General features: G+C 66.1%; 16 protein-coding genes. 11 read left to right on the top strand and 5 right to left on the bottom strand.

Annotation, left to right across the window (positions count from 1 at the left end):
• The first annotated feature begins 19 nt into the window (after positions 1–19).
• Positions 20–838, top strand: a complete 819-nt coding sequence (ppk2, locus tag POF53_RS18315; RefSeq protein WP_254464053.1) for a polyphosphate kinase 2 — start codon at positions 20–22, stop codon at positions 836–838.
• An 86-nt stretch (positions 839–924) separates the two neighbouring features.
• On the opposite strand, the gene POF53_RS18310 is transcribed toward ppk2, so the two are convergent.
• Positions 925–1590, bottom strand: coding sequence for an HAD family hydrolase (locus POF53_RS18310; RefSeq protein WP_254464052.1), 666 nt, complete (start codon positions 1588–1590; stop codon positions 925–927).
• A 450-nt stretch (positions 1591–2040) separates the two neighbouring features.
• Here POF53_RS18310 and POF53_RS18305 point away from each other — a divergent pair, with 450 nt between their 5' ends.
• The 8 genes from POF53_RS18305 (at position 2041) to POF53_RS18270 (ending at position 11567) form a co-directional block, all read left to right on the top strand.
• Positions 2041–2451, top strand: a complete 411-nt coding sequence (locus POF53_RS18305; RefSeq protein ID WP_203646880.1) for an acyl-CoA thioesterase — start codon at positions 2041–2043, stop codon at positions 2449–2451.
• 268 nt (positions 2452–2719) lie between these two features.
• Entirely contained in the window at positions 2720–3247 is a 528-nt protein-coding gene (locus tag POF53_RS18300) for a thioesterase family protein (protein WP_198743174.1), read from the top strand.
• A gap of 161 nt (positions 3248–3408) precedes the next feature.
• Positions 3409–4170, top strand: a complete 762-nt coding sequence (locus POF53_RS18295) for a hypothetical protein (protein ID WP_203646878.1) — start codon at positions 3409–3411, stop codon at positions 4168–4170.
• Positions 4171–4173: 3 nt separating this feature from the next.
• Positions 4174–5772 (top strand): hypothetical protein, encoded by a 1599-nt coding sequence (locus POF53_RS18290; RefSeq protein ID WP_254464051.1) that lies wholly within the window; start codon positions 4174–4176, stop codon positions 5770–5772.
• A 70-nt stretch (positions 5773–5842) separates the two neighbouring features.
• The gene (gene lexA, locus POF53_RS18285; protein ID WP_475858395.1) at positions 5843–6451 is read left to right on the top strand and encodes a transcriptional repressor LexA; all 609 of its coding nucleotides are present in this window, start codon (positions 5843–5845) and stop codon (positions 6449–6451) included.
• Positions 6451–7071 (top strand): translesion DNA synthesis-associated protein ImuA, encoded by a 621-nt coding sequence (gene imuA / locus POF53_RS18280; protein ID WP_232855234.1) that lies wholly within the window; start codon positions 6451–6453, stop codon positions 7069–7071. Before lexA ends, imuA begins: the two co-directional genes overlap by 1 nt.
• 6 nt (positions 7072–7077) lie before the next feature.
• A complete protein-coding gene (locus POF53_RS18275) occupies positions 7078–8496 on the top strand; it encodes a Y-family DNA polymerase (RefSeq protein WP_254464049.1) in 1419 nt (472 codons plus the stop codon).
• Complete coding sequence (locus POF53_RS18270; protein WP_498968862.1) at positions 8472–11567, top strand: error-prone DNA polymerase; 3096 nt, start codon at positions 8472–8474, stop codon at positions 11565–11567. Before POF53_RS18275 ends, POF53_RS18270 begins: the two co-directional genes overlap by 25 nt.
• A gap of 16 nt (positions 11568–11583) precedes the next feature.
• Here POF53_RS18270 and POF53_RS18265 read toward each other — a convergent pair whose 3' ends face one another.
• On the bottom strand, positions 11584–12870 hold the full coding sequence (locus POF53_RS18265; protein ID WP_498968860.1) for a sensor histidine kinase: 1287 nt from the start codon (positions 12868–12870) through the stop codon (positions 11584–11586).
• Positions 12867–13607, bottom strand: coding sequence for a response regulator (locus POF53_RS18260; protein ID WP_050705623.1), 741 nt, complete (start codon positions 13605–13607; stop codon positions 12867–12869). The genes POF53_RS18265 and POF53_RS18260 overlap by 4 nt, the downstream gene beginning before the upstream one ends.
• A gap of 219 nt (positions 13608–13826) precedes the next feature.
• Here POF53_RS18260 and POF53_RS18255 point away from each other — a divergent pair, with 219 nt between their 5' ends.
• Positions 13827–14102, top strand: coding sequence for a DUF2790 domain-containing protein (locus POF53_RS18255; RefSeq protein WP_203646871.1), 276 nt, complete (start codon positions 13827–13829; stop codon positions 14100–14102).
• Positions 14092–14637 (top strand): thioredoxin family protein, encoded by a 546-nt coding sequence (locus POF53_RS18250; protein WP_498968858.1) that lies wholly within the window; start codon positions 14092–14094, stop codon positions 14635–14637. Before POF53_RS18255 ends, POF53_RS18250 begins: the two co-directional genes overlap by 11 nt.
• Positions 14638–14745: 108 nt before the next feature.
• On the opposite strand, the gene POF53_RS18245 is transcribed toward POF53_RS18250, so the two are convergent.
• Together POF53_RS18245 and POF53_RS18240 are read right to left on the bottom strand one after the other, a co-directional pair.
• Complete coding sequence (locus POF53_RS18245; RefSeq protein WP_498968856.1) at positions 14746–15753, bottom strand: GlxA family transcriptional regulator; 1008 nt, start codon at positions 15751–15753, stop codon at positions 14746–14748.
• Positions 15754–15881: 128 nt separating this feature from the next.
• On the bottom strand, positions 15882–18326 hold the full coding sequence (locus POF53_RS18240) for a TonB-dependent siderophore receptor (RefSeq protein ID WP_498968854.1): 2445 nt from the start codon (positions 18324–18326) through the stop codon (positions 15882–15884).
• Positions 18327–18518: the final 192 nt, after the last annotated feature.

The following is an 18518-nucleotide window of genomic DNA, read 5'->3' as shown; positions in this document are numbered from 1 at the left end:
GAACACAGAGGAGCCGCCGATGGCCAAGGGCGAAGGCAAGAAACGCAAGGGCGATGCCACGGACAGACTCGGGCGCAAGACCTACGAGGCAGAACTGCGGCGGTTGCACGTCGAGCTGGTCAAACTGCAGCAGTGGGTGGTGGAGAAGGGCCTGAAGGTGTGTATCGTCTTCGAGGGCCGCGACGGCGCCGGCAAGGGCGGCACCATCAAGGCCATCACCGAGCGGGTGAGCCCGCGGGTGTTTCGCGTGGTGGCGCTGCCGGCTCCCACCGAGCGCGAGAAGACCCAGATGTATGCCCAGCGCTACCTGGTCCACCTGCCGGCGGCGGGCGAGGTGGTGATCTTCGATCGCAGTTGGTACAACCGCGCCGGCGTCGAGCGGGTGATGGGCTTCTGCACTGACGAGCAGGCCCACAAGTTCCTCACCGTGGTGCCGATGTTCGAGCGCATGATGGTCGAGTCGGGGATCATCCTCATCAAGTACTGGCTCGAGGTCAGCGCCGAGGAGCAGACCCGCCGCCTGCAGGACCGTATCAGCGATGGGCGCAAGCTGTGGAAGCTGTCGCCGATGGACGTCAAGTCCTACAACCGCTGGGACGACTACACCCGCGCCCGCGACGACATGTTCGCCGCCTCCGACTCTTCCTGGGCACCCTGGTACATGGCGCGCTCGGAGGACAAGCGCAAGGCGCGGCTGAACATCATCAGCCATCTGCTGCAGCAGATCCCCTACAAGGACCTCAGCCACGCGCACAAGGTGTCGTTGCCCAAGCGCGGCAAGATCGGCAAGCACAAGGCGCAGCCGTATCCGTTCAAGGTGGTGGCGGAGCGGTTCTGACGCCTGGATCGACGCAAGCCGTGGCGGCGAGTGCCAGTCTCTGTTCGGTGCACTCGGGCAAGGTGCTCGTTGCGCTCCCCGGACAATCAGCCAGCAAACTGCATTCGCTCGACCAGGTCCCACAACCGCGGGTCGTCATAGTCGTCGACCACCAGCCTTGCCCCGGCTTCCAGCAACCGCTCGGCGGGCTGTGTGGTCGCCAGCCCGACGGTGAAGATGCCGGCATCGACGGCGGCCTTGACGCCTGGCAGCGAGTCCTCGAATGCCAGTGCCTGTCCGGCCTTGGCGTCCAGGCGCTGCAGGCCGGTGAGGTAGGGCAGGGGGTCGGGTTTGGGGCGCGCCAGCTCGTCCGCTATCAGCACATGCTCGAAACGCGTGGCCAGGTCCATGGCGCCGAGCATGTGCTCGGCGTTCAGGCGGGGCGCGTTGGTCACCACGCACATGCCGATGCCATGCCGCGTGGCGTGATCCAGCAGGCGCAACAGGCCGGGCATCGGCGCCAGGGTCGGTGACAGTTCGCGGAACAGCGCTTCCTTGCGTTCGGCCAGGGCCTGGCGGCTGGCGGCATCGGCCTGGGGGAACAGTTCGGCGAACAGCAGGCCGTTGGAGCGACCGCTGACCTGAGTGTTGAACTGCTCCTGGGTCAGCTCGCGGCCGTCATGGTCGAACAGCAGCTGGCGAAAGGCTTGCAGGTGCAAGGTGTCGGTGTCGGTGAGGGTCCCATCGAGGTCGAACAGCAGGGCGGTCAGCATCGGGCATCCTGAGGGTGGAGAAACCATTCAGCATCATAAGGGATCAGGGGTGGGAAATGCACTTGGCTGGGGGCGTTCGAGGTGCTCGGCGGGAGCGCCGCCCGCGCGGCGCATCGCGACGCAAGGCTCACAGGTACTACGCCAACCTGTAGGAGCGGCCTTGAGTCGCGAAAGGGCTGCGAAGCAGCCCCGGGATTTCAGCGTTGTCGCAAAGATCGCCGGGGCCGCTTTGCGGCCCTTTCGCGACACAAGGCCGCTCCTACAGAGATCATGCCGGTTGAAAAATCTCAGCAAGACAGTTGCTCCTACATTTGTTGCAACGTGCCGAACCTGTCAGGCCATGGTTGCCTGCCTTGGTGCATGGCTTGGGAGTGGTGGGCAGCAAAGATGCCAGCCGTTTGTACGTTAGTATGAGCGGCCAGGCATTCCCAGCACGGAGCACATAACGCCATGCCTTTTGTCACTACCAGGAAAGTTCTGTTTGGCGACTGCGATCCTGCGGGGATCGTCTATACGCCGCGCATCTCCTATTTCGTCATCGAGGCGATTCATGAGTTTCTCTCCCACCGCCTTGGCGGCGAAGGTCTGCGCACCTTGTTCGCCATGGGCGTGATGCCGCCGGCGCGGGCCCTGTCCATCGAATTCCTGGCGCCCATGACCTGGGGCGACCTGATCAGCGTGCAGGTCAGCAGTGGTGAGCCTGGTACCACATCATTCAGCTTCGCCGTGGAGGCGCGCGGCGCCGACGGCCAGGTTTGCTTTCGCGCCAGCATGACCCAGGTGTGCGTCTGCCCCGAGAGCATGCAGCCGGTTGCAGTGCCCGAGGCATTGCGCCAGGCGTTGTGCGAGCACATGGACTAGCGGGACACCGCGACGAATAGTTTTCCAATAAAAGAACAAACGTTTCAGCATTAACCGGATATAAAGTCCGAACGTGACCGGTTATTCAGTTGGCGTTTTTCGACCAATTAAGGTGTTGGCCACTGGTTGCTCTTGGGGAAAGCTGTTAGTTTCGCCACCGCTACGAAGCAAACAAGCAGGCCTGCAATGCGCCGCTTGCCGCCAGCCGACGCATCAACGGCTGGCTTGACAGGGAACGATAATAAAAATCCTAGGGAGGGATAACCGGATGAATCTGTACATCCGCCTGTTGCTGGCTGTCCTGCGCGGTTTCTTCAAGCCGCCCATGGCCCTGACCGACACGCTGCACCGCACGCTGCGGGTCTGGCCGAACGATATCGACATCAACAAACACATGAACAATGGTCGTTACATGACCATCGCCGACTTGTTCATGCTGGAACTTTGCCTGCGCGCGAAAATCCTCATTCCGGCCTTCAAGTTGGGCTGGAAGCCGATGCTCGGTGGCAACTTGGTTGTCTACAAGAAGCAACTTTCCATGTTCGAGAAGTATACCGCCGAATTCAGCATCTGCTGCCTCGACGAAAACTGGACCTACTTCCAGTACAGCTTCTTGAACATGGCTGGCGAAGTGGTCGTGACCGGCTACTCCAAAGGCGCCTGGGTCGGTCGCAAGGGCCTGGTCGCCAATGCGGTGATCGCCGAGAAGCTCAAGGTCCAGCCCACCACCGCGCCGATGCCCGAAGCCGTGAAGAAGTGGCTGGAGGCTGAAGCGCACGTCCTCGGCAAGGCCTGAGCCAGGCCGCGCCGCGGCCCTCTAGCCAACCACCTGATACCTGCAACGCCTGTCCATTGCTCCACTGTACCCGGCCTCTGGCCCGGGGCGTGCGCGGCAGGCTTTGCCGTGCCCGGCGTTCGCGCCGCACGTCGATCCATGAATGAGTAGGGAAACACCTCATGTCGAACACCTTGCTGTTGATGCTGGCCTTTTTCGCCGCCTTCCTGCTGGTCGCCGAGCTGTTCAGGCGCTACCGCCTGGTGGGCCTGACCTTCTTCGTCCTGTCGCTGCCGGCGCTGCTGGTGCCCAACGCCAACCTGTTCATGCGCATCAAGACCATCAGTGTGTTGCTGCCCATGTGCTTCCTGGCCTATGCCCGCTACAAGCCAAGGATCGAAGGCTTCATCTACAAGCTCATCTACGTGGTGATCGTGCTGAACATCATCGAAGCCTCGGTGATCGACTGGCAGACCGGAAACATCCTCAACATCGTCGCCGCCGTGGGCCTGATCGTCTGCCTGCCGTACTCGCGCAAGCATTGGGAGATCTCTGGCCGTCACAGTGATTTCGTGGTGCATGTCCCTGCCTACTGGCCCTACCTCTACACCACCTGGAACCTGTGCTTCCTGTACTCGGCACGGATCACCACCTTCGGCTACGCCCTGCCGCTGTTGCTGGCACCGGTGGCCTACGCCTTGCTCCTGCGCCGCTCGGATCTGTACTTCCAGGCCCGTGCCTACACCTTTGGTTTTTACCTGTTCGTGCGCACGCTCGCCGGCGACACACCGTTGATGAACCTGCCGGCCTTCGACCTGACGAACTGGTACAGCCCCGACGCGGCCCTCGCCTGGAGCGTGGCCAACGTGATTTTCACAGGCGCCTGCCTGTACAGCTACGGCGCAAGCCGCAACAAGAACAAAGCGATCGAACAAGGAGTTTGAAGCATGTTGGAAGTCATCCTGCTGGCGTTTTTCATCACCGTCAGTCCCGTGATCATCCTGATGAGCAAGACCCGCGCCGAGCCGTTGAAGCATGTGTACGTGGGCCTTTACTACGTGAAATTCGTGCCGCTGCTGTTGGCGCTGTACGCGATCAACCTCGGCACCAGCTTCCTGGCCTGGAAGTGGGTCCAGTTGAAATGGCTGCTGCCTCGCTACTTCGGCTACCGCCACTACAACCGCGATTCCATCTCGATGGAAAGCACGCCGATCCCGGGCACCGACTACCACATGGGCTACATCCCGAAAAAGCTGCCCGCCGAGCTGGTCTATCGCTGGAGAAAGGACAAGGTCTACCACAACTACATCCAGTCGATCATCAAGGCCAACCGCGACTACTACAAGGTGCCGCTGGGCCAGTTCCCGCAACCGACGGCCATCTCGGACGAGGACCTGCGGGTGTTCCTGATGTCGTCGCAGATCACCCACTACCTGCAGACGGTCGATGGCGTGTCGACCTTCGACATGCGTGACTTCACCCGCGAGATCCGCCTGTCCAGCTCGGTGTTCGACGTGGCCAGCATCGCCATCGCCGAGGATTTTGCCGCCGACAGCATGCGCATCACCCTGCGCGACGGCTTCAGCGTCGGCCCGGGCGAGCCGCACTGGGACCTGGCCAAGGTGTACTTCATGTCCAACACCATGGTGTTCTTCATCCTCGGCGCGCACCTGCACCACCATCTGTTCTTCGCCGAAATGGGCGCGGCGTTCCTGTTCAACCTGGTGCCCAGGGAGTCGAACTTCCACAAGCTGATGGACCCGCATACCGCCTACATCCTGATGCTCAACCACCAGTTCAAGGAGTCGCCGCTGTCGCTGCGCGAAACCACCGGCATCGCCGACAAGTTCCTCTACAGCTGCATCGGCTATTACTCGGCGCAGACCTTCTACAAGGTCGGTTATGAAAACGCCCTGAACATGTACAACAAGCGCGAGACCGAGGACCAGGCGCTGACCCAGAAGTTCGAGATCAGGTTCGCCATCCCGTTCGACCAGTACCTCAATGGCCAGCACGCGCTCAACGCCCAGTACCGCGACTACTACGCGGCGGTGCTGAAGTTCGTCTCGGCCAGCTACGACGACCTGCTGCGCGACGGCTCCGAGCCTTACATCAACAACTGGGTCGCCGAGCTGTGCCGCTACGTCAACCTGCCGTGCCATCCCGGCGACAAGGCCTTCAACATCGAGGTGATCGCCACCTATATCTGGTACGTGTCGTTCGTCCACTCCCTGGAGCACTACCAGTTCCACAAGTACAAGATGAACTACTGCCTGCTGACCCGGGTGCCGTTCTCGGTCGCCAGGCACCTGCCGCAGGACCAGGTGTTCAGCCAGTACGACATCTGGAAGTCCAAGCACATTGTGCACACCTTCGGCAAGAACCACCTCAATGCCGGCGTGTCGGAAAGCTATGCCGACCTGGACTACAAGTTCCGCGACCTGGCGCTGATCGACCGGCAGGAGCAGTTGAAGAAAGAGGTGCTGGGCCTGCTGGACAAACACCAGACCCCGAACGAGGCGATCGCCTTGTCCATTCGCTACTGAAGCAGGGCGGGGAGGGACGGCGACGAAGGGGACTGTTCAGTGTTTTGAAAAAAGAGTACAAATGTACTCCATGGACACTTTATCCCCCAAACGCCGCGCCATCCTCGGGTTCATCCGCGAGCGCATCACCGATCAAGGCCAGCCACCGTCGCTGGCCGACATCGCCGAGCGCTTCGGTTTCGCCTCGCGCAGCGTGGCGCGCAAGCACATCACTGCCCTGAGCCAGGCCGGGTTCATCGACGTCACGCCCAACCAGGCGCGTGGCATCCGCCTGGCCGAGCCCCTGCGCCGGCCCGAGATCCTCGAGATCCCGGTACTTGGCCAGGTCGCCGCCGGTGCGCCGATCGGCCCCGACCTCGATATCCACGAGCAGTTGCTGCTCGACCCCAGCCTGTTCCGGCGCACCCCCGACTACCTGCTCAAGGTGCGCGGCGATTCGATGATCGATGACGGCATCTTCGACGGCGACCTGGTCGGCATCCGCCAGCAGGGCGAGGCCCGTGACGGGCAGATCGTGGTCGCCCGGCTCGACGGCGAGGTGACCATCAAGCGCCTGCAGCGCACCCACGACGGTTATCGCCTGCTGCCGCGCAACCCGGCCTATGCCCCCATCGACGTGAGCCCCGGGCGCGAGTTCTTCATCGAAGGCGTGTTCTGCGGCCTGCTGAGGCGTGACTGATGGGCGCCGTGGTCGAACTCGACCGACTGCTCGACCAGCGCCAGGTATGGCGTGGACGGCAGGCCCAGGCGCGTGCGCAGGGCCTGCAACCCACCGGGCATGCCAGCCTCGACCATCGTCTGCCGGAAGGTGGCTGGCCGGCGGCGGCACTGAGCGAGCTGCTGCTGGCCAGCCCCGGCTGCGGTGAGCTGCAACTGCTCTGGCCGACACTCGCCCGGTTGACCGGGGAGGGGCAGCGGGTGGTGCTGGTGGCGCCGCCGTTCATTCCCTACGCGCCGGCCTGGCAGGCCGCTGGCGTCGACCTGCGCTGGCTGGTGCAGGTTGACGCCGAGGCGGCCGATGCCTTGTGGGCGGCCGAGCAGTGCCTGCGCTCGGGCAGTTGCGCCGCCGTGCTGTGCTGGCCAGGGTACGCCGACGACCGTGCCCTGCGGCGTCTGCAGGTGGCCGCGGAGACCGGCGACGCGCTGGCGTTTGCCTGTCGCCCGCACCAGGCCGCGCTGAACCCATCACCCGCCGCCCTGCGCATCGCCCTCGACCTGCGTCCGGCGCAGTGGCGCGTGCTCAAGTGCCGGGGCGGCCTGGCGCCGGCCACGCCCATCGCCTGCCAGGGACGGGAGTGATGCGCCATGCTCTGGGCCTGCATTTTGTTGCCACAGCTGGCGCTGGACACCGTCCTGCGCGAACGCGACGACCCCGAGGCGCCGCTGGTGCTGCTCGGCGGGCCGCTCCAGCGCCGCGTGCTGCGGGCGGTCAACCCGGCGGCCAGTGAGCTGGGCCTGCGCGCCGGGCAGACGCTGACCGCCGCCCGCGCCCTGGCTGACGGTTTCACCTGCGTCGAGGTCGAGCCGGCGCGCATCGAGCAGTTGCAGCAGTTGCTGGCAGCCTGGGCCTACCGCTTCAGCGCCCAGGTCAGCCTGCACTATCCGCGGGCGTTGCTGCTGGAGGTGGGCTCCAGCCTGCAGCTGTTCGGCCCCTGGCCGCTGTTCGAGGCCCGCCTGCGCGAGGAACTGGCGGCATTGGGGCTGCGCCAGCGCATTGTCGTGGCCAGCAATCCGGTGGCGGCGAGGATGCTCGCCAATGGCCATGACGGCCTGGCGCTGACCTGCCCGCAGGCCACCCGCGCCGCCTTGCTCGAGATGCCCGTCGAGCGTGTCGGCCTGCCCGCCGAAGCGGCCGAGGCCTTCGCCCGCATGGGCCTGCAGCGGCTCGGGCAGGTGCTGGCATTGCCGCGCGATGCCTTGGCCAGGCGTTTCAGTGTCCAGGTGCAGTTGCACCTGGACCAGCTGCTCGGCCTGCGCAACCTGGGGCTGGACTTCTACCAGCCGCCCGATCGTTTCGAGGCGCGGCTGGAGCTGAATTTCGACGTCGAGTCGCATCAGGCGCTGCTGTTCCCCTTGCGCCGCCTTGTCACCGACCTGGCGGCCTTCCTTGCGGGGCGCGACTGCGGCGTGCAGCGTTTCGAGCTGCACCTGGAGCACGCCGAAGGTGCGGACACCGTGCTCAAGGTCGGCCTGCTGGCCGCCGAGCGTGACGCCTCGCTGCTGTTCGAGCTGGCCCGTGGTCGCCTGGAGCCGCTGCGTATCCCGGCGCCGGTACGCAACCTGCGCCTGTTGGCCGCCGACCTGCCGCCATTCGTGCCCCAACGCCAGGCGCTGTTCGACCCGCGGGCTCAGCAGGCCCAGCCCTGGGAGCAGCTGCGCGAACGGCTGCGGGCGCGGCTCGGTGACGAGGCGGTCAGGGGCCTGCGCGCCGAAGCCGACCATCGCCCCGAGTGCGCCTGGCAAGGCGTGGAGCAGGGCGCCCAGGGCCAACGGGTGATGGCCCCTGGTCGTCGTCCCGGTTGGCTGCTGCCCACACCCCAGCTCTTGAGCGAGACCGGCCTGCAACTGCTGGGGCAGGCCGAGCGCATCGAGTCCGGCTGGTGGGACGGTGGCGACGTGCGCCGTGACTACTACCGTATCGAGACCCGCGACGGCCTGCGCGGTTGGGCCTTCCGTGACCTGGCGGCTCCGGGGCCGCTTTGGCTGCAAGGCTGGTTCGCATGAGCAGCCTTGAGTATGCAGAGCTGCACTGCCTGTCGAACTTCAGTTTCCAGCGCGGCGCCTCCAGTGCCGACGAACTGTTCCGCCGTGCCCGCGAGCAGGGCTACCAGGCCCTGGCGATCACCGACGAATGCACGCTGGCGGGGATTGTCCGGGCCTGGCAGGCAGCGAAGCAGCATCAGCTGAAGCTGATCGTCGGCAGCGAGGTGCGGGTGCACCAGGGGCCGAAGCTGGTCCTGCTGGTGGAGGACCTTGTCGGCTACCAGAACCTCTGCGCGCTGATCACCCGCGCCCGTCGGCGTTCGGAGAAGGGCAGCTACCAGTTGCTCGCCGAGGACCTCGAGGCCCACCACCAGGGCCTGCTGGCGCTGTGGGTGGCCGAGCCCGACGATGGCGCCGCGGCCTGGTTGCGGCCGCTGTTCGGCGAGCGCCTGTGGCTGGCGGTGCACCTGCACCGCGGGGCCGACGACACGCAGCGCCTGGCGCAGCTGCGCGCCCTTGGGGCACGACTGGATATCCCGCTGGTGGCCTGCGGCGATGTGCACATGCATGTGCGCGGGCGGCGGGCGCTGCAGGACTGCATGACGGCCATCCGCGAACATTGCGCAGTCGCCGAGGCGGGGCGCTTCCTGTTCGCCAACGGCGAGCGCCACCTGCGCTCGCTCGACCAGCTGCGCGAGCTGTACCCCGCCGACTTGCTCGCGCAGACCACCCAGGTTGCCGGGCGCTGCACCTTCGACCTGTCGCAGCTGAAGTACCAGTACCCGCGGGAGCTGGTGCCCGAAGGGCAGACCCCGGCCAGCTGGTTGCGCGAACTGTGCCGGCGCGGCCTGCCCGAGCGCTGGCCCCACGGGCCGAGCGACAAGGTGCGCACGGTGCTGGAGCGGGAGCTGGCACTGATCGAGGAGCTGGGCTACGAGAGTTACTTCCTGACCGTCCACGACATCGTCGCCTTCGCCCGCCGCCAGCGCATCCTCTGCCAGGGGCGCGGTTCGGCGGCCAACTCGGTGGTGTGTTTCGTCCTCGGCATCACCGAGCTCGACCCCATGGAGCATCGCCTGCTGTTCGAGCGCTTCCTCTCCCGCGAGCGCAACGAGCCGCCGGACATCGACGTGGACTTCGAGCATGACCGCCGTGAAGAGGTGATCCAGTACGTGTTCCGCCGCTATGGCCGACACCGCGCGGCACTCACCGCCGTGGTCAGCAGCTATCACGCCGCTGGTGCGGTACGCGACGTGGCCCGGGTGCTCGGCCTGCCGACCGACCAGGTGGACGCCCTGGCCAAGTGCTGCGGGCGCTGGAGTGATCGCATCCCCGATGCCGGGCGCCTGGCCGAGGCCGGCTTTGATGCGCACAGCCCCTCGCTGCGGCGCATCCTGGTGCTGGCGGGGGAGCTGATCGGCTTTCCCCGGCACCTGTCACAGCATCCAGGCGGCTTTGTCATCTGCGAGCAGCCGCTGGACCGGCTGGTGCCGGTGGAGAACGCGGCGATGGCCGAGCGCACGGTGATCCAGTGGGACAAGGACGACCTGGACATGGTCGGCCTGCTCAAGGTCGATGTGCTGGCGCTGGGAATGCTCAGCGCCCTGCGCCGCTGTTTCGACCTGATCGCCCGGCACCGGGGACGCGAGTACACGCTGGCGACCCTGCCCAAGGAGGACCCGGCCACCTACGCCATGATCGGCCGCGCCGAGACCATGGGCGTGTTCCAGATCGAGTCGCGGGCACAGATGGCCATGCTGCCCCGGCTCAAGCCGGTGAAGTTCTACGACCTGGTGATCGAGGTGGCCATCGTCCGTCCCGGGCCGATCCAGGGCGACATGGTCCACCCGTACCTGCGCCGCCGGCTCGAGCAGGAGCCGGTCACCTATCCTTCGGAAAAGCTCAAGGCGGTCTTCGAGCGCACCCTGGGCGTGCCGCTGTTCCAGGAGCAGGTGATGGAGCTGGCCATGGTCGCCGCCGACTACAGCCCGGGCGAGGCCGACCAGTTGCGCCGCAGCATGGCCGCCTGGAAGCGCCATGGCGGCCTGGAGCCGCACCGCGAGCGGTTGATCGCGGGCATGCTGCGCAATGGCTACGACCTGGCCTTCGCCGAGCGCATCTTCGAGCAGATCAAGGGCTTCGGCAGCTACGGTTTCCCCGAGTCCCACGCCGCCAGTTTCGCCCTGTTGTGCTACGCCAGCAGCTGGCTCAAGTGCCATGAGCCGGCGATCTTCACCTGCGCGCTGGTCAACAGTTGGCCGATGGGCTTCTACAGCCCCGACCAGCTGCTGCAGGAGGCCCGTCGCCAAGGGATCGAAGTACGCCCGGTGGATGTGTTCCATAGCGACTGGGACTGCACCCTGGAAGCCGTGGGTGAGGGCGCGCTGGCCATCCGCCTGGGGCTGCGCCAGATTCGTGGCTTTTGCGAAGACGATGCCCGTCGCCTGGCGCAGGCGCGGGCACAGCGTCCGTGGCGCGATGTCGAGGACCTGTGCCTGCGCGCCGGGCTCGATGCTCGGGCCCGTGCGCGCCTGGCGGATGCCGGAGCGTTGCGCGGGCTGGCCGGTGACCGCCACCAGGCGCGCTGGCAGGTGGCGGCGGTGCAGGCGCAGTTGCCGCTGTTTGCCGAGGTCGAACCTGTGTTCGAGCAGGCGGTGTCGTTGCCGCTGCCGAGTGTCGCCGAGGACCTGGCCGCCGACTACGACAGCCTGGGCACCACCCTCGGTCCGCATCCGTTGACCCTGCTGCGTTCTCGCTTGCGGGCGTTGGGTTGTCGCAGCTCGACGGAACTGGCGGGGGTCGAGCATGGCGACACGATTGCCGTGGCCGGCATCGTGGTCGGCCGGCAGCGTCCGCAGACCGCCAGTGGCGTGACCTTCGTCACTCTCGAGGATGAGCACGGCATGGTCAACGTGGTGGTCTGGCGCGACCTGGCCGAGCGCCAGCGGCGGGCGCTGGTGGGCTCGAAATTGCTCAAGGTGAGCGGGCGCCTGGAGCAGGAGAGCGGGGTGCGCCACCTGATCGCCCGACGACTGGAGGACATCAGCCCCTTGTTGCAGGGGCTGGATGTACGCAGTCGAGATTTTCACTAACAGGTAATGCTGGACCTCAGCGTAGCTCGACCTGCGCGCACAGTCCCCCTTCGGCACGGTTGCGCAGGGTCAGGCTGCCGCCCATGGCCTGGGTCAGTTGCTGGGCGATCGCCAGCCCCAGCCCGGTACCGCCGGTGCTGCGGTTGCGCGAGCCCTCGACCCGGTAGAACGGCTTGAGTACGTCGTCGAGTTCCGCCTCGGGGATGCCCGGGCCATCGTCGAGCACGCGGATCAGCGTCACGCCGTTCTCGCAGCCCACCTCCAGCTGCGCGGCACCGGAGAACTTGAGGGCATTGTCCACCAGGTTCACCAGCACCCGGCGCAAGGCATGGGGACGGGTTTGCAGGGTCGCCTGGGCGCTGCCGCGGCGGTCCACCCGGGCGCCGCTGTCCTGGTAGTCGAATACCAGGGAGTCGAGGAAGGCGTCGAGGTTGACCCGGCATGGCGCCTCGGTGCTGCTGTCCATGCTGCGGGCATAGGCCACGCCTTCGCGCACCAGGTGCTCCATGGCGTCCAGGTCGTGCGCCAGCTTGTCCTTCTCCTGGCCGTCGTCCATCTGCTCGACCCGCAGCTTCATGCGCGTGATCGGCGTCTGCAGGTCGTGGGAAATGGCGGCGAGCAGCTGCATGCGCTCCTTGAGGTAGGCGCCGATGCGCGCCTGCAGCGCATTGAAGGCCACGGCGGCGTAGCGCACTTCGCGTGGGCCGCTTTCGTCGAGCTGCGGGCCGGGGCTGTTCGGGTCGAGGTTGTCCACCGCCTGGACCAGGCGGGTCAGCGGGCCGATGGCCAGGCGCACGGCCAGCCAGGTGCAGGCCAGCAGCACCGCCAGCTGGATCAGCAGCACCACCGGCAGCCAGGTGGCCACCGGCACGGCGGCGGGGGTGACATCGATGGTCAGCGGCGCGCCGTCGGCCAGGCGCAGGTGAGCCTGGAAGTGCGCGTTGGGGCCGGGGATTTCCTGGAAGGTCAGGGCGTAGCGGTCACCAATGGCCTTGACGATGGACTCGGCGGCCATCGGCGGGTCGGCGCTGGGCATGGCTTCGCCGGGCAGGCCGCCGTCCAGCCGGTAGCGGTAGGTACGCCGCTCCAGGCGTGACAGCCAGGCCGGGCGCTCGGCGGCGGGCAGGCGGTCGAGGATGGCCACCGAGGTCGAGACATCCAGCTCCAGGTTGCTGAGCATCATCGAGCGGCTGCTGACGTACCGTTCGTAGGCCTGCAGGCTGAACGACAGGCCATAGGCCAGCACCAGCCCGGTGAAGAAGATCAGGGCCAGGCGCGAGGCCAGGGTGCGCGGCCATTTCATGCCGGCGACTCCAGCAACTGCACCGGTAGCGAGAACACGTAGCCTTCGCTGCGCACGGTCTTGATACAGGTCGGCTCGCGGGCGTCGTCGCCCAGGCGCTGGCGCAGGCGGCTGACCAGCAGGTCGATGGAGCGGTCGAAGATGTCCGCCTCGCGGCCCTGGGTGAGGTTAAGCAGTTGCTCGCGGCTGAGCACCCGCTGCGGATGGTCGAGGAACACCCGCAGCAGGCGGTACTCGGCCCCCGACAGCGCCACCAGGGTACCTTCGTTGTCGAGCAGGTGGCGGGCGGTGGTGTCCAGCCGCCATGGGCCGAAGGCGATCAGCCGGCTGCTCTCGCTGATGGTCAGGTTCGGCGGCAGCATGCGCGTGCGGCGCAGCACGGCGTTGATCCGCGCCAGCAGCTCGCGGGCGGAGAACGGCTTGGTCAGGTAGTCGTCGGCGCCCATCTCCAGGCCGATGATGCGGTCGGTCTCGTCGTTGCGCGCGGTGAGCATCAGCACCGGCGTGTTGCGGTGCTTGCCGGCGCGCAGTTCGCGGCACAGCAGCAGACCGTCGTCGCCGGGCATCATGATGTCGAGGACGATCAGGTCGACGGCGTTGTTTTCCAGGAAGGCGCGCATCTGCCGGCCATCGGCGACGATGCTGGTGCGCAGGCCGTTCTTCTTCAGGTAGTTGCCGACCAGTTCGCGGATCTCGCGGTCGTCGTCGACGATCAGGATGTGATCGGCGTGTTCCATCGGGGTGTCCTTGTACGTGGGGAATGTGCGCAGTGTACCGAGTGGATCCGGGCTTGCCTGCCCGGGTTTGTATTGCAGTGTATCTGCTGGCGACACAGATACAGGAAGAAGCACGGCGGCCCCTGGCCGGACACATGCGCGATACCTGGCAGGCGTGAAATGGCTCTCGACCGGGGAGTAAAGCCTTCCCAAACCAGAATCCGCATAAGGAGACACGCCATGAACCTCAAGACCCTCGCCAGCGCCGCCCTGTTTGCCGTCCTCGGCCTCGGCGCCCTGACGGCCCAGGCCAGCAGCAGCTCGCTGAACGACGCCAGCGTGATGCAATACCGCTACGGCGACCGGCTGGATGTGAAGAAAGTGCTGTCGGTGAAGGATGAGCCAGGCACCACCTGCGGGCCGGTGAAGACTCGCATGGACTACCTCGACTCCCAGGGCAAGCCGCAGAGTGTCGAGTACCGCTCCTACGCCACCAGTGGCTGCCATGACAACTGAGGCGCGCGGCAAGCGCCGCCTGCTCAAGGCCGGCGGCGTGGCCCTGGCCCTGCTCGGGCTGGGCCTGGCCGGCCACCTGCTGGCCAGGGACAGCTACGGCCCCATGCCGTCGCTGGCGGGGGCCGAGCAGTGGCTCAACTCGCCGCCGCTGGATGGCTCCGCGCTCAAGGGCAAGGTGGTGCTGGTGTACTTCTGGACCTACGACTGCATCAACTGTCGGCGCAGCCTGCCCCATGTCAATGATTGGGCGCGGCGCTATGGCGAGCAGGGGCTGGTGGTGGTCGGGGTGCATACGCCGGAGTACGACTACGAGCACGACCTGGACAATGTCCGGGCCCAGGTGCAGCAACTGGGCATCGCCTACCCGGTGGCGGTGGACAATGGCTACCGGATCTGGAACGCCTGGGGCAACCAGTTCTGGCCGGCGCATTACTTTGTCGATCGCAAGGGGCAGGTGCGCCATGTGCACTTTGGCGAGGGGGATTATGCGGGGCAGGAGGGGGTGATTCAGGCGTTGTTGAATGAGCCGGGTTGATCTGTTGTCCGTTTCGGCCCTATCGCGGGGCAAGCCCGCTCCCACGCCGTCCGTGCAGTGATAGCGTGGGAGCGGGCTTGCCCCGCGATAGGGCCGGCCCAGGCAACATCATTCCCCGAGCCGCTGCTCCCGTGACGGCGGATAGCCGAAATACGCCGCATAGCACTTGCTGAAGTGCGAGACCGAGACGAACCCGCAGGCCACCGCCACCTCCATCACCGACAGGTCCGAATACTGCAGCAGGCGCCGGCTCTTGGTGATGCGCAGTTCCATGTAGTAGCGCCGGGGCGAGGTGCCCAGCTGGGCCTGGAACAAGCGGTCGATCTGCCGCCGTGAACGCCCGGAGTAGGTGGCCAGCTGGTCGAGGCTCAGGGTCTCCTCGAGGTTGTTCTCCATCAGCTCGACGATGGTGCGCAGGTGCAGGCTCATGGACTTCTTCGCCCCTGGCCCGACCTGGCGATAGCGCGCCCCGGAGAACGACAGGATCTCTTCGACGCCTTCGGCCAGGGCATCGCCGTACAGCCGCCGGACCAGCCCGAGCATCAGCTCCATGGCGCCGTTGGGGCTGGCGGCGCTCAGGCGGTCGCGGTCGAGGGTGAAGCTGGCCGGGGTGATGCGTGTCTGCGGGCTGATCTCGGCCAGGCTGGCGCGCTGCTCGGGGTGCACGCTGCAACCATAGTCGTCGAGCACCCCGGCGCGGCCGAGGAACCAGGCGCCGTTCCACAGCCCGCCGAGGGTCATGCCGTGGCTGGCGCAATCGCCCAGCAGGCGGTCGAGGTCGGGGTATTTCAAGGGTGTGCGCAGGCCGCCGCAGATCACCAGCAGGTCGAGGTCCTGCAGGCTGCGCGGCGCCAGCGGACTGGCCACCAGTTCCAGGCCCAGGTCGCTGAGCACGCGATCGCCCGCCAGGGACAGCGGGGTGGAGGTGAAGCTGTCGGTGCGCAGCAGGTTGGCGGTGACCAGCACGTCCATCGCCACGGTGAAACTGGCCATGGAGAAATGCTCGAGCAGGACGAAGTCGACGCGGTAGGGGCACTGGTTGCCGGCATCGCCGGACTTGAGCCGCAGCATGTTGCTGGTGCTGGTCTTCTTGCTGAACTGGCGTGGCGTGGGCACTGCGGACTCCGCTTCCTGGCTGGCGCGCACGAGTGTGCGGCGGGACGCGGGGAAAGACAACAGCGGCGCTCGCTGGCGCTGAAAGCACAGCGCCCCCTCGAGAGGGGGCGCCGGTCATGCAACTGGGCTTAGAAGTCGCCGCGCAGGGTGAACATGTAGCTGCGCGGGGTGCCGTAGGTGGTGCCGCGGGTCCAGTAGCCCATGGAGTCGAAGTACTTGCGGTCGAACAGGTTCTCGACGTCGACGCCGACGGTCCAGTGCTCGTCGAGCTTGTAGGCGGCGCGGGCGTCGAAGATCGCACGGCCGCTGTTGTACGCCTCGTTGTAGGCATCGACGTAGGAGTTCTGCGCCGAGACGCCACCGCCGACGCTCAGGCGGTTCCATTCACCCGGGAAGGTGTAGTTGGTGTTCACGCGCACCATGTGTTTCGGGGTCTGCGCCGAGATCGGGCCGCCCTCGGACGAACTGGTGGTGTTGTAGGTATAGCCGGCCGCGACCTGCAGGCCCGGCAGCAGTTCGCCGGTGGCCTCGGCTTCGAAGCCCTTGCTGCGGTTGATGCCATCGCCGTTGGTCCAGCAGCGGCCGGCCGGGTCGGTCGGGCACTTGCCGCGGTTGGCCGTATCCTGCAGGGCTACGTCTTCCTGCTCGATGTAGAACACGGCGAAGGACACGTTCAGGCGCTTGTCGAACAGCTCACCCTTGATACCGGTCTCGTAGTTCGAGCCGACGGATGGATCCAGCACGCTGCCGCTGGCGGTACGGTAGTTGGACTGCGGCAGGAAGATGTCGGCGTAGCTGGCGTACCACGACCACTGGTCGTTCAGGTCGTAGATCGCACCGACGAAGGGCGTGAACTCTTCATCCTGGCGACTGGTCGTCACCTTTGGGCCGTTCCAGGCTTCGTTCTTGTACCAGCTCAGGCGGCCACCGAGGACGAAACTCAGGTCTTCGGTCGCGTGCAGGCGGGCGCTCAGGTAAGTGCCGTAGCGGGTGTCGATGGTGTCGTCCATGGACTTCCAGCCGTTACGCTGCAGCTCGGGGATATTGCTGTGGTCGGGATCAAACACATTGAGCGGGATAGGGCTCGGTAGCGCGATGGTGTTGTCCTTGTCGTTCATCTTGCGCTTGGACCAGTTGGCGCCGAGGGTCAACTGGTGGGTCAGGCCGAAGGCCTCGAAGGTGCCGTCCAGGTGGCCGTCGACGGCATTGGAGGTCACATCGAACTTGTGATAGCTGACGGTGTTGACCGTCGGACCGCCGGGAGCGTTGTACTCCAGGGTTTCCCGCGCGCCCCACTCGATGGCGCTGCGGTTGTAGCCACCCTCGGAATGGGACAGCGCCAGCTTGGCGGTCCAGTTGTCGTTGAAACGGTGGGTGAGGTCGGCAAACACCTCGTCCATGTCGGTCTGCAGCTTGGTCCAGTCCTGGCCCAGGTAGGTCGAGCGCTTCAGGTGCGGGTTGCTGCCATCGGGGTTGTTGGGGATGCCCAGCACGCTGTAGCCGTCGATGCGCGAGGTCTGGCGGCGCAGGCCCAGGGCGACGGTGGTGGCGTCGTTCAGGTCGGCCTCGACGATCCCGTACAGCAGTGGCCGCTTGGACTTGGTGACGTCGGTGAAGTAGCCGCGGTCCTCATAGGAGGCGACCATGCGCCCGCGCAGGGTGCCCTGGGGGTTGAGGCGGCCACTGGCATCCAGGTCCAGGCGATAGTTGTCCCAGGAACCGGCGCGGGTGATCACGGTGAAGCGCGGGTCGGCGGTCGGGCGCTTGCGCACCAGGTTCACCGCGCCGCCCGGGTTGCCGGCGCCGACCAGCAGGCCGGAAGCACCGCGCAGCACTTCGACGCGGTCGAAGATCGCCATGTCCGGGGTCATCCAGCCGGTGTAGGCGTAGGCCTGCCCGGGCACGCCGTCGACCATGTAGCTTTCGTCGGTGAGGTCGAAGCCACGGGAGCTGAAGTGGTGGTTGCCGTAGCCGCGGTTGGCGCGGGTGATACCGGTGGTCTGGGCCATCACCTGGTCCAGCGAGACCAGGTTCTTGTCGTCCATCAGCTTGCGGGTGACCACGGTCACCGACTGCGGGGTTTCACGCAGCGATTGCGCGGTCTTGCCGATGGTCACCGCACCGGTGGTGTAGGAGTTGCTGCCCTCGGTGGTGGCGCCGAGCACCTGGCCGTTGATGGTGGTGGCGTCCAGGGTCATGGCCGAACCGGACTCTGCCGCACCGCTGATGATCAGGGTGTTGTCCTGCACGCTGTAGCGAATCCCGCTGTTCCTGAGCAGCTCCCCAGCTGCCTGGGTTGGCGAGAAGCGGCCCTTGACCGGGCTGCTGCGCAGGCCCTGGACGGTTTCCGGGCTGAACAGCACCTGCAGGTTGCCCTGGCGACCCAGCTCTTGCAGGGCGCTGGCCAGCGACTGGGCCGGGATGTCGAAGTCCTGCTCCTGGGCCTGCACCTGGGCGGCCAGCGGCAGGGACAGGGCGAGGCCGAGGGTTGCCATGGCCGGCGAGGAGCGCAGCATCCGGCGCAGCATCAGCGCTTTGCTCAAAGGGGTCAGGGTGTTGGCTGGTATTGGCATTTTTATGCTCTGGCTCAAGGTACGCAAAGTAAATGAAAATTATTCCGTTGCGAGTAGGACGCATGCGAATGCCAAAACCGGAAAAATAATTATTGCGGTTGGTAGAGGCGTGACCTGCGACTTCCCTGTAGGCAGGGTTGATTCAGCGTGCGGCAATAGGGGAACGAGCGGTGCGGCGGGGAATTTAAGCGG

Origin of the sequence: Mitsuaria sp. RG, from assembly GCF_028369275.1 — a bacterium.
GTDB lineage: Bacteria > Pseudomonadota > Gammaproteobacteria > Pseudomonadales > Pseudomonadaceae > Aquipseudomonas > Aquipseudomonas peradeniyensis.
The sequence above is the reverse complement of the archived record's forward strand: the minus strand, read 5'-3'. Positions and strand labels throughout refer to the sequence as shown.

Bases quoted from the DNA above. Each gene is read 5' to 3' on its own strand.
- ppk2 (WP_254464053.1), top strand. From the start codon at position 20: ATGGCCAAGGGCGAAGGCAAGAAACGCAAGGGCGATGCCACGGACAGA.
- POF53_RS18310 (WP_254464052.1), bottom strand. From the start codon at position 1,590: ATGCTGACCGCCCTGCTGTTCGACCTCGATGGGACCCTCACCGACACC.
- POF53_RS18305 (WP_203646880.1), top strand. From the start codon at position 2,041: ATGCCTTTTGTCACTACCAGGAAAGTTCTGTTTGGCGACTGCGATCCT.
- POF53_RS18300 (WP_198743174.1), top strand. From the start codon at position 2,720: ATGAATCTGTACATCCGCCTGTTGCTGGCTGTCCTGCGCGGTTTCTTC.
- POF53_RS18295 (WP_203646878.1), top strand. From the start codon at position 3,409: ATGTCGAACACCTTGCTGTTGATGCTGGCCTTTTTCGCCGCCTTCCTG.
- POF53_RS18290 (WP_254464051.1), top strand. From the start codon at position 4,174: ATGTTGGAAGTCATCCTGCTGGCGTTTTTCATCACCGTCAGTCCCGTG.
- lexA (WP_475858395.1), top strand. From the start codon at position 5,843: ATGGACACTTTATCCCCCAAACGCCGCGCCATCCTCGGGTTCATCCGC.
- imuA (WP_232855234.1), top strand. From the start codon at position 6,451: ATGGGCGCCGTGGTCGAACTCGACCGACTGCTCGACCAGCGCCAGGTA.
- POF53_RS18275 (WP_254464049.1), top strand. From the start codon at position 7,078: ATGCTCTGGGCCTGCATTTTGTTGCCACAGCTGGCGCTGGACACCGTC.
- POF53_RS18265 (WP_498968860.1), bottom strand. From the start codon at position 12,870: ATGAAATGGCCGCGCACCCTGGCCTCGCGCCTGGCCCTGATCTTCTTC.
- POF53_RS18260 (WP_050705623.1), bottom strand. From the start codon at position 13,607: ATGGAACACGCCGATCACATCCTGATCGTCGACGACGACCGCGAGATC.
- POF53_RS18255 (WP_203646871.1), top strand. From the start codon at position 13,827: ATGAACCTCAAGACCCTCGCCAGCGCCGCCCTGTTTGCCGTCCTCGGC.
- POF53_RS18250 (WP_498968858.1), top strand. From the start codon at position 14,092: ATGACAACTGAGGCGCGCGGCAAGCGCCGCCTGCTCAAGGCCGGCGGC.
- POF53_RS18240 (WP_498968854.1), bottom strand. From the start codon at position 18,326: ATGCCAATACCAGCCAACACCCTGACCCCTTTGAGCAAAGCGCTGATG.